This is a genomic window from Janthinobacterium sp. SUN100 (assembly GCF_030397705.1).
GTDB lineage: Bacteria > Pseudomonadota > Gammaproteobacteria > Burkholderiales > Burkholderiaceae_D > Janthinobacterium > Janthinobacterium kumbetense.
The window spans coordinates 637,577-648,482 of sequence record NZ_JAPUBU010000004.1; the positions used below are offsets into that span (position 1 = coordinate 637,577).

The 10,906-nt window shown below is 63.5% G+C and carries 8 protein-coding genes; all 8 read left to right on the top strand.

Features of this window, described 5'->3' with window-relative positions; genetic code table 11:
• The first annotated feature begins 199 nt into the window (after nucleotides 1-199).
• Complete coding sequence (locus O0881_RS22980) at nucleotides 200-1,486, top strand: MFS transporter (protein ID WP_099376599.1); 1,287 nt, start codon at nucleotides 200-202, stop codon at nucleotides 1,484-1,486.
• A gap of 245 nt (nucleotides 1,487-1,731) precedes the next feature.
• Entirely contained in the window at nucleotides 1,732-2,751 is a 1,020-nt protein-coding gene (locus O0881_RS22985; RefSeq protein ID WP_099666577.1) for an ABC transporter substrate-binding protein, read from the top strand.
• An 83-nt stretch (nucleotides 2,752-2,834) separates the two neighbouring features.
• Nucleotides 2,835-5,009 (top strand): iron ABC transporter permease, encoded by a 2,175-nt coding sequence (locus tag O0881_RS22990; protein WP_289913234.1) that lies wholly within the window; start codon nucleotides 2,835-2,837, stop codon nucleotides 5,007-5,009.
• Nucleotides 5,006-6,091, top strand: a complete 1,086-nt coding sequence (locus tag O0881_RS22995; protein ID WP_099666579.1) for an ABC transporter ATP-binding protein — start codon at nucleotides 5,006-5,008, stop codon at nucleotides 6,089-6,091. Before O0881_RS22990 ends, O0881_RS22995 begins: the two co-directional genes overlap by 4 nt.
• A complete protein-coding gene (locus tag O0881_RS23000; RefSeq protein ID WP_289913235.1) occupies nucleotides 6,088-6,921 on the top strand; it encodes an inositol monophosphatase in 834 nt (277 codons plus the stop codon). Before O0881_RS22995 ends, O0881_RS23000 begins: the two co-directional genes overlap by 4 nt.
• Nucleotides 6,922-7,032: 111 nt before the next feature.
• Complete coding sequence (locus tag O0881_RS23005) at nucleotides 7,033-8,145, top strand: porin (RefSeq protein ID WP_289913236.1); 1,113 nt, start codon at nucleotides 7,033-7,035, stop codon at nucleotides 8,143-8,145.
• Nucleotides 8,146-8,215: 70 nt separating this feature from the next.
• Nucleotides 8,216-9,205, top strand: coding sequence for an inositol 2-dehydrogenase (gene iolG, locus O0881_RS23010; RefSeq protein WP_289913237.1), 990 nt, complete (start codon nucleotides 8,216-8,218; stop codon nucleotides 9,203-9,205).
• Nucleotides 9,206-9,217: 12 nt separating this feature from the next.
• Nucleotides 9,218-10,906, top strand: a 1,689-nt coding sequence (gene iolC / locus O0881_RS23015) for a 5-dehydro-2-deoxygluconokinase (protein ID WP_289913238.1), incomplete at its 3' end; no start/stop codon positions are given.

The window sequence follows — 10,906 nt, forward strand, 5'->3', positions numbered from 1 at the left end:
TTTGTTCACCGTTGTCTGCCGTTAACAACGGCGTGTTGCTGCGTGGAATTTGTTTGCGAATTTAATAGCAAATTCACAGCAAATACGTCCGCGCACGGCTATGATATGTGAACCGCGCGCCTAGACAACGTGCTGTGCTGCTGCCTGAAAAAACATCCAGAGAATGGCCTTTAGACACCCTCCCCAAGGAGCGCAGTAAATGAGCACCCCCCCCAAGAAAAATTCCCCCGGCACGGTGCTGTTCGCCAGCCTGATCGGCACCACCATCGAGTTCTTTGACTTTTATATCTACGCCACCGCCGCCGTGCTGGTGTTTCCGAAACTGTTCTTCCCCGCCGGCGACCCGTCGGCCGCCGTGCTGCAGTCGCTGGCCACGTTCGCCATCGCCTTCTTCGCCCGTCCCATCGGTTCGGCCGTGTTCGGCCACTTCGGCGACCGCATCGGCCGCAAGGCGACCCTCGTGGCCGCCTTGCTGACCATGGGTATCTCCACCGTCATCATCGGCTTGCTGCCGACGTATGCCGCCATCGGCACCCTGGCGCCGCTGCTGCTGGCGCTGTGCCGTTTCGGCCAGGGCCTGGGCCTGGGCGGCGAGTGGGGCGGCGCGGTACTGCTGGCCACGGAAAACGCGCCACCGGGCAAGCGCGCCTGGTACGGCATGTTCCCGCAGCTGGGCGCGCCGATCGGCTTCTTCCTGTCGGGCGGCATCTTCCTGCTGCTGAGCGAAACCATGACCGATGAGCAATTCTTCAGCTACGGCTGGCGCATCCCGTTCCTCGCCAGCGCGCTGCTGGTCATTGTCGGCCTGTACGTGCGTCTGAAGATCACGGAAACGCCGGACTTCCAGAAAGTCATCGACAAGAACGAGGTCGTCAAACTGCCGGTGGCCACCGTGTTCCGCCAGCATGGCCGCATGTTGTTCCTGGGCACCATCATCGCCCTGGCCACTTTCGTGCTGTTCTACCTGATGACGGTGTTCGCGCTGAGCTGGGGTACGACCAAGCTGGGTTTCACGCGCAAGGAATTCCTCGTCGTGCAGCTGTTTGCCGTGCTGTTCTTCGCCCTGACGATTCCATTCTCGGCCGTGCTGGCCGACCGCCGCGGCCGCCGCGCCACCCTGATCTGGGTCTCCGTCGCCATTGCCATCTTCGGCCTGGTGCTCGCGCCCATGTTCGGTTCGGGCGTGACGTGGGAAGTGACGGTCTTCATGGCCGTCGGCCTGGGCCTGATGGGCATGACCTACGGACCGCTGGGCACGATGTTGTCCGAACTGTTCCCGCCCGAAGTGCGCTACACGGGCGCGTCGCTGACGTTCAACCTGGCCGGCATCCTGGGCGCCTCGCTGGCGCCGTACATCGCCACCTGGCTGGCCACGAACTATGGCTTGCAGTACGTGGGCTATTACCTGTCGCTGGCAGCCGTGCTGACCCTGGGCGCGCTGCTGATGGTAGGCAAGCCACGCGAGGGCAAGGAAGCCTGGCAGTAACACCCCTCTGACCCCAGCGGTCCCGAAAGCCGCCAGCTGCAACGCTGGCGGCTTTTTTTGTCGGTAAAACACCACGCCGCCCGCCTGCCGAGATTCTTGTTGACAGTCAAAATCGGCTGGTGGTAAGGTGTGCACACGTGTGCAATGCAGTGCAAGTCTTGAAAAAGCACATCCCTGGACAGTGACACCGCAAGATAGCGGTGCGGTCTGAAGTACCACAACGACAACAAACTTGGAGTGAGACGATGAAGATGCGCAATGTTGCGATTGCTATAAGCCTGGCCCTGCCGATGACGGCCATGGCCGCCGAGGAACGCCTGTCCGTGCTGTGTTCGGCCGACATGGAGTGGTGCCAGCTGATGAAGAACCGCTTCGAGGCGGAAAGCAAGATCAAGGTATCGATGATCAGGAAGAGCGCCGGCGAGGCCTACGCGAAGATCCGCGCCGAAGCGTCGAACCCGAAATCGGACATCTGGTGGGGCGGCACGGGCGACCCGCACCTGCAAGCGGCCGCCGAAGGCTATACGGAAGAATACAAGTCGCCCACCCTGCCCAAGCTGCAGCCGTGGGCGCTCAAGCAGGCCGAGACGGCCAAATACCGCACCGTCGGCATCTACATCGGCATCCTGGGCCTGGCCTACAACGAAAACGTGCTGAAGAAGAAAAACCTGCCGCCGCCGCAATGCTGGAAAGACCTCGTCAAGCCCGCCTACAAGGGCGAGATCGAGATGGCCAACCCGAACTCCTCGGGCGCTGCCTACAACGCGCTGGCCACCGTGGTGCAGCTGTTCGGCGAAGAGGAAGCCTTCGATTTCCTGGCGAAAATGGGCCAGAACGTCAGCAAGTATCCGAACGCGGGCGTGGCGCCCGGCGAGGACGTGGGCCGCGGCGAAGCGGGCGTGGCCATCGGTTTCATGCATGACCTGATGAAGCTCACCGTGGCCGGTTTCCCCGTGAAAGTCTTGCCGCCCTGCGAAGGCACGGGTTACGAGATCGGCTCGATGAGCATCGTCAAGGGCGCGAAAAACATGGAGCAGGCAAAGAAATTCTATGAATTCGCCCTGCGTCCCGACGTGCAGAGCGAAGCCGTGAAAGCGCTGGCGTTCCAGATCCCGTCCAATGTGGCCGCCACCATTCCCGCCGCCTCGCCCCGCCTGGAAAACATCAAGACCATCAACTACGACTTCGCCAAGTATGGCGCCTCGGACACGCGCAAGCGCTTATTACAGCGCTGGACGACGCAGATTTATTCTGCCGGCAATTAAGGCGTAAAGACTGTCATCGTACCGAACCTGCCGCATGCCGCAATGGCCATGCCGGCGGGTCTACTTAGCTGGATAGAGACCTCATGAAAAAGATATTTTACGGCTGGCTGCTGGCCGCCCTGGCAGCGTTGTGCCTGTTGCCCTGGCAGCAACAGGAAGCGGGATTGTTTGCCGGCGAATGGTTGCGCGACGGCCAGTTCTTCAGTGACCGTGGCGCACCGGCCGTGCTGCACCTGCTGTCGTTCGGCGCCTGGCCGCTGAGCGTGTTCTTCGCCCTGATCGCCGCCAGCGCCGCGCTGGTGGCCGGCAATGTGCCGCGCAAGACCCTGGGCCTGGGCCAGATCGCCATCGGCGGCGCCGGCTTGCTGTGGCTGGCATGGCTGGGCTGGGGGCCGCTGGCCGCCAGCACGGGCCTGGGCTTTGGCGCGCTGCTGCTGGCGCTGTGCCTGCTGTTCCTCCTCACCTCGGGCGCCGCAGCCTGCGGCGTCTGCCGCGGCGACGCCTTCGTCGCCGGCGCCATCGGCCTCATTATTTGCCTGATCTCCCTGTTCGTGCTGTTCCCCGTCGCGCTGATCCTCGTCAGCGCCGGCCAGCCCATGGATGATGGCGGCACGGGTGCCGCGGCCCTGGCGCGCCGCCTGGCGGACCCCGGCATCTGGAGCCTCAATTGCGTGTCCGGTCCCGGCCGCTGCGGCGTGGCCTGGAACACCCTGGCGCTGGCGCTGCTAACGGGCGTGTCGGCCACCTTCCTCGGTCTCGTGTTCGCCCTCTTGGTGACGCGCACCAATGGCCGCTGGGTACGCCCGATGCGCGCCATTACGATACTCCCCATCGTCACACCGCCTTTCGTGCTGGGCCTGGCCCTGATCCTGCTGTTCGGCCGCAACGGTGCCATCACGGGCCTCGTCGGCGACCTGTTCGGTATCGAGCAGAGCCGCTGGCTGTACGGCATGACGGGCGTGTGGCTGTCGCAGATGCTGGCCTTTGCGCCGATCGCCTTTATGACATTAATTGGTGTGGTGGAGGGCGTCAGCCCTTCGCTGGAAGAAGCGTCGGGCACCCTGGGCGCCAGCAGCTGGCAAACCTTCGTCAAGGTGTCGCTGCCCTTGATGCGTCCCGGCATCGCCAATGCCTTTTTGCTGTGCTTTATCGAAAGCATGGCCGACTTCGGCAACCCGATGGTGCTGGGCGGCAATTTCCACGTGCTGTCGACGGAAATCTTCTTTTCCGTGGTGGGCGCCTCGAACGACCAGGGCCGTGCCGCCACCCTGGCCATCGTGCTGCTGACCTTTGCCGTGGGCGCCTTCTTCATCCAGAACTTGTGGCTGGGCAAGAAATCGTATGTGACGGTGACGGGCAAGGCCGACCACGGCGGCCACGCCTCGCTCAACCCGCGCCTGAAAACCACGCTGTGGACCATCGCCCTGCCATGGTTCGCCTTCACGGCCCTGATCTACGGCACGGTGGTGGCGGGCGGCTTCGTGAATAACTGGGGCCAGGACAACGCCTTCACCTTGCGCCATTACATCGACGCTTTCGGCATCACGGCGGGCGCTTCCGGCTGGCACTGGACGGGCCAGGCCTGGCCGTCGCTGTTCACCACCTTGACGATTTCGGCCATCGCCGCGCCCTTGACGGCCTTTGTCGGCATCCTCTCGGCCTGGCTGCTGGTGCGCCAGCAATTCGCCCTGAAAAGCGCGTTCGAGTTCGGCACCATGCTCAGCTTTGCCATTCCCGGCACCGTCATCGGCATCAGCTACATCCTGGCGTTCAACTCGGCGCCCATCGAGTTGACGGGCACGGCGACGATTTTGATCCTGTGCTTTGTCTTCCGCAACATGCCGATGGGCTTGCGTACGGGCATCGCCGCCATGCGCCAGCTCGACGGCAGCCTGGACGAGGCCTCGATCACCCTGGGCGCCAGCAGCTGGACCACCATGCGCAAGGTCATCCTGCCGCTGTTGCGCCCGGCCATCGCCTCGGCCCTCGTGTATGGCTTCGTGCGTTCGATCACGTCGATCTCGGCCGTCGTCTTCCTCGTCAGCGCCGATTACGACATGGCCACGTCCTACATCATCGGCCTGGTGTCGAACGGCAACTACGGCACGGCGATTGCCTACGCCACGGTCTTGATCGTCGTCATCCTGCTGTGCATCCAATTGATCCATTTGCTGGTCGGCAAGCGCCGCCTTCGCCGCGTGAGCGCCGAAAAAACGCTGCCGGCCGCCGTTCCCAACCTGGAAAAGAGCTACGCATGAACCACTTTACTACCCAAGCAACAGAGCTTGCCGCGCTGGAATTCGACGGCGTCACCAAGCGCTACGGCAAGGCCCTGGCCGTGAACGACGTCTCGTTCACCATCGCGCCGCGCACCATGGTCACCCTGCTGGGCCCCAGCGGCTGCGGCAAGACCTCGACCCTGCGCCTGATCGCCGGCCTGGAACGCGTCAGCGCCGGACGCATCCTGCTGGCCGGCGAGGACGTCACCTTGACCTCGGCCGCCGAGCGCGACGTCAGCATGGTGTTCCAGTCCTACGCCCTGTTTCCGCACATGACGGTGCTCGACAACGTGTGCTACGGCCTCATCGTGTCTGGTGAAACCAAGCCGCGCGCCGTGGAACGGGCGCAGGAAAGCCTGCGCCTGGTGGGCCTGGCCGACTTTGCCGCGCGCTTCCCGAACGAGTTGTCGGGCGGCCAGCAGCAGCGGGTGGCCGTGGCCCGTTCGCTGGTGCTGCAGCCCAAGGTGCTGCTGCTGGACGAACCGCTGTCGAACCTCGATACGAAACTGCGCCGCCGCGTGCGCGACGAGATCCGCGACATCCAGGTCAAGCTGGGCTTGACGGCCGTGTATGTCACGCATGACCAGGAAGAGGCGCTGGCCATTTCCGACCAGATCATCGTGATGAACCGGCAAGTGATCGCGCAAAAGGGCACGCCGCACGAGCTGTTCGAATCGCCGGCCGACAAATTCGTCGCCGACTTCATCTGTAACGCCAACATCGTCGATGGCGTGATCGAAGCGGTGGCCGACGGCAAGGCCACCTGCGTCATGGGCAAGTTGCGGCTGCGTCTGCCATGCCGCAGCCAGCGCAGCGGCGAAGCGAGTTTCGCCGTGCGTCCGGAAGCGATCCTGCTGTCGCCTGCGCAGCCCGACAGCGCCATGGTGGTGCGCGTGGCGCGCGCCACCTACCTGGGACGCGAAATGCAATACACGCTCGACACGCCGGTCGGCGAACTGTTTGCCGTCTCGCACGACTTGAGCCAGGTTTTCACGCAAGGCACATCGGTCGCCATGACCGTACACGAACATGGCGCAGCCATCATTGGAGGACAAGCATGACAGATATGACACAGGCAGCGGCACTGGCCGACGCGGCCACCCTGGAGCGCTATGCCTACGCCCGGCACATCATCCGCCAGGCCGGCGAGATTGCGCTGGGCATGTTTCACCGCCGCACGGAACTGGTGATCGAGGAAAAGGGCTTGCAGGACATGGTCAGTATCGCCGATCGCATGGTGGAAGACTATGTGCGCGCGCAAATCGCCGCGCGTTTTCCTGACGACGCCGTGGTGGGCGAGGAGCGGGGCGGCGGGGCGTCGGACGCGCACTGCGTGTGGGTCATCGACCCCATCGACGGCACGGCCTGTTTCGTCAACGGCATGCTGGCCTGGTGCGTGTCGATTGGCGTGCTGGTCGACGGCAAGCCGGCCATCGGCGCCGTGTACGACCCGAATGCGGACGAGCTGTTCCACGCCTGCCAGGGGCAGGGCGCCTACGTGGCGGCGAAGGCCGGCGAAACGCGGCTGCGCGTCAACGACGTGGCCAGCTTGCAGGGCGGCGTGCTGGGCGTGGGCTTTTCGCACCGCGTGGGCACCGACACCTTTTTACCGTTCCTGCTCGACGTGCTGGAAGAGGGCGGCATGTTCATCCGCAACGGTTCCGGCGCGCTGATGATCGCCTATGTGGCGGCCGGGCGCCTGATCGGTTATTTCGAGCCGCACATCAATTCCTGGGATTGCCTGGCCGGTATCGTGCTCGTCAACGAGGCGGGCGGGCGCTGCAATGATTTCCTGGCCGATAACGGCCTGGAAAAGGGCAATCCCATCCTGGTGGGCGGCCCCCGCCTGTATCCGCAACTGGCAGCGCTGGCCTTGCCGCGCTGTGCCTGAGCACATTTTATTGAAAGGGAGGACAGGCGTCCGGCGAGGGGCGCGCGGAGTGGCAACACACTGTTGAGCATCATGAGTAATCCACCACCATAAAAACAAGCAGGAGACAAAATGAAAAACGGGATGAAAAACGAGATGAACACCATGCAGTTGAACAAGATCGCCGCCGTATTCTTGCTGGCAGTGCCAGGCTGCGTGCTGGCTGAATCGAGCGTCGTCGTGTACGGCCGCATCCATGCGGGCTTCGACCGTATCGAAACGTCAAGCTCGGCCACGGCGCCGAATGGCGAATCCATTTCTCGCGTATCGGACAATTCCTCGAAGATCGGCTTCCGGGGAAGGGAAGACTTGGGCAATGGCAACACGGCCTTCTTCCAGATCGAGGGCAATGCCAAGCTGGACGATGGAACGGGCGTCATCAATAGCAAGGATACCTTTGTCGGGCTGGAAAACCCCGCCTATGGCCGCATCGCGCTGGGCCGCTTCGCCACGCCGATTCGCCAGATCAACGGCTACACCAACCGTTTCGTGGGCGAAGGCATCCAGGATGACGCCAACATCTCCCAGCTGGGCGGCGAAGGCTTCAACCGCCGCAGTTCGAACGCCGTCAGCTACCGCACGCCCGTGCTGCAAGGCTTCAGCGCCACGATTTACCGCGCCAGCGAAAACGAGGCATCGAACGGCGACCGCATCTATTCGGGCATCGTGCAATACGTGAACGGCCCCATCAAGGGAGCCGTCGGCTATGAAAAGCACAAGGACTTGCGTCCCGGCTTCAGCGAAAAGATGTTCCGCGCCGTGGGCAATTACAACTTCGGCGGCGGCGGCGGCGACGTGGGCGTGGCCTGGAACCGCATGGTGTATGACGTGGCCGGCGGCGACTTGCAGCGCGACTACTTCACCATCACGGGCGCCTACAAGGCGGGCGGCGGTTCCTTCATCGGCCGGTTCGGCGTGGCAGGCGACGTGTCCGGCAGCGCGCCCAACGGCAGCAGCGTGACCATCAAGGCGACCACCCTGGTGCGCGGCGACGACAGCGGCGCCAAGCAGGCCACCCTGGGCTACGAGTATTACCTGTCCAAGCGCAGCACCGTCTACGCCTACTATACGCAAACGAATAACGACAGGAACGCCAACTACACGTTTGGCGGCAATGCCTTCGCCGCCACCAAGAAGGGTGCCAAGCTCAGCGGTGTGATGCTGGGCGTCATCCACCTGTTTTAACCTTTTTTGCCCGGAAATGCACACGTGTGCATTTCCGGGCAGCATTATCCCGACTATCAAGGAGATGGAAATGATTCAAGTGGCATTGTTCGGCGCCGGGCGCATCGGCCGCATTCACGCCGGCAATCTGGTGCGCCAGCCTGGCGTGCGCCTGAAATACGTGGTTGACGTGCATGCGGGTGCGGCGGCGGAAGTGGCGGCCCTGCATGGCGCCAGCGTCGCCAGCGTGGAAGCGGTGCTGGCCGACCCTGAAGTCAAGGCCGTGCTGATCGCGTCGAGCACGGATACGCATGCGGACCTGATCGTGCGCGCGGCGGCCGCCGGCAAGGCCATCTTTTGCGAAAAACCCGTCGACCTGACGCCGGAGCGTGCGCGCGCCGCCGCCGTTGCCGTCAAGGATGCTGGCGTGCTGTGCATGATCGGTTTCCAGCGCCGCTACGACCCGACTTTCAATGCCGTCAAGACACGCATCGAAGCGGGCGAGATCGGCGCGCCCGAATTGCTGGTCGTCACCAGCCGCGATCCCGGCCCGCCACCCGTGAGCTACATCAAGGTCTCGGGCGGCATCTTCAAGGATATGCTGATCCACGATTTCGACATTTTCCGCTGGATACTCGACGATGAAGCCGTCAGCGTGCACGCCACGGGCAGTTGCCTCGTCGACCCCGCCATCGGCGAGGCAGGGGACCTGGACACGGCCGTCGTCACCATCCGCACGGCCAAGGGACGTTTGTGCCAGATCAATGCCTCGCGCCGCGCCGCCTACGGCTACGACCAGCGCTTCGAAGTGCTGGGCAGCGCCGGCATGCTGCAGGCAGGCAACCACAAGCCGACGGAAGTGACGGCCTATGGTTCGGTGAACGTCAGCGTCGACAGGCCGGAAGACTTTTTCCTGGAACGCTACCGCGCCGCCTACGCCAGCGAAATGGCGCACTTTTTCGACGCCTTTGCCCATGGCGCGCCCTTGCGCACCACCGTCCATGATGGCTTGAAGGCACTGGAACTGGCCGAGGCGGCTACCGTGTCATGGCGCGAACAGCGCATCGTGCAATTGTCATAAGGAATGCATGTCATGAAGAATACGACTGAATTTGCCCAGGGACGCGCGCTGGACGTCATTTGCCTGGGCCGCCTGGCGGTGGACCTGTACGCGCAGCAGATCGGCAGCACCCTGGAAGACGCGACCAGTTTCGCCAAGTACCTGGGCGGCTCGTCGGCGAATATCGCCTTCGGCACGGCCCGCCTGTGCTTGAAGTCCGCCATGCTGTCGAAAGTGGGCGACGACCACATGGGGCGTTTCTTGACGGACACCTTGGCGAAAGAGGGTTGCGACGTCAGCCATGTCGGCATCGACGGTGACCGTTTGACGGCGCTGGTGATGCTGGGCATCAAGGATAAGAACACCTTTCCCCTGATTTTCTACCGTGAAAATTGCGCCGACATGGCCATCGAGCCATCCGCCGTCGACGCCGCCTTCATCGCTTCCAGCAAGGCCCTCTTGATCACCGGCACGCATTTTTCGACGGCTGCCATGCACGCCGTCAGCACGCAGGCCCTGAAATTGGCGCGCGCCAACAACGTGCGCACCGTGATCGACATCGATTACCGGCCCGTGCTGTGGGGACTCTCAGGCAAGGCGGACGGCGAAACGCGTTTCGTCTCGAACGACGGCGTAACGCGCCACCTGCAGGCGATCCTGCCGCAATTCGACCTGATCGTCGGCACGGAAGAGGAATTCATGATCGCCGGCGGCGGCGCCGACATCATGGCCAGTTTGCGTGCCGTGCGTGCCGTGAGCGGTGCCACGCTGGTCGTCAAGCGGGGGCCGCTGGGCTGCGCCGTCATCGACGCGGCCATTCCAGCCAGTCTCGATGAGGCTTTCAACTATCAGGGCGTGCGCGTCGAAGTGCTGAACGTGCTGGGTGCCGGGGACGCGTTTCTCTCGGGCTTTTTGAAAGGCTGGCTGCGCGGCGAGGATTACGAGGCGTGCTGCCGCTATGCGAATGGCTGCGGCGCCCTCGTCGTGTCGCGCCACGGCTGCGCACCGGCCATGCCGTCGCCCGTGGAGCTCGACTATTTCCTCGCCAATGCGGCGAAACTGACGCAACCGGACCGGGACGCCACCTTGTCGCGCCTGCACCGCACGACGGTGGCGCGCCCGCAGTGGGACGAGCTGTGCGTGTTCGCGTTTGATCATCGCACGCAATTCTTTGAGCTGGCGCAACAGGGCGTTAGTGATGAAGCGCGGATTTCAACGCTGAAGCAACTGTTCGTGCAAGCCGTGGGCCAGACGGAAGCGGCGCGTGGCTTGCAGGGCGGCACGGGCGTGCTGATCGATGACCGTTATGGCGTCGATGCGCTCAACGATGCGACCGGGCGCGGCTGGTGGATCGGCCGTCCTGTCGAGATGCCGGGATCGAACCCGCTGCAGTTCGACTGGGGCCGCTCGCTGGCGTCGCGCCTGACGCAGTGGCCGAAGGAACACGTGATCAAGTGCCTGGTGCAGTTGCACCCGGACGATACGCCGGAAAACCGCCTGGAGCAGGAAGCGCAGATCAAGGGCTTGTACGACGCGGCGCAAATCACGGGGCATGAGTTGCTGTTGGAAATTATTCCTGCGAAGTCGCTGCCGCAGCAAGACGACACGGTCTTGCGCGCCGTCAAGCGCCTGTACAACCTGGGCATTTACCCGGAATGGTGGAAGCTGGAAAGCATGTCAGCCCAGCAATGGCAAGCCATCGATGCCCTCGTGCACGAGCGC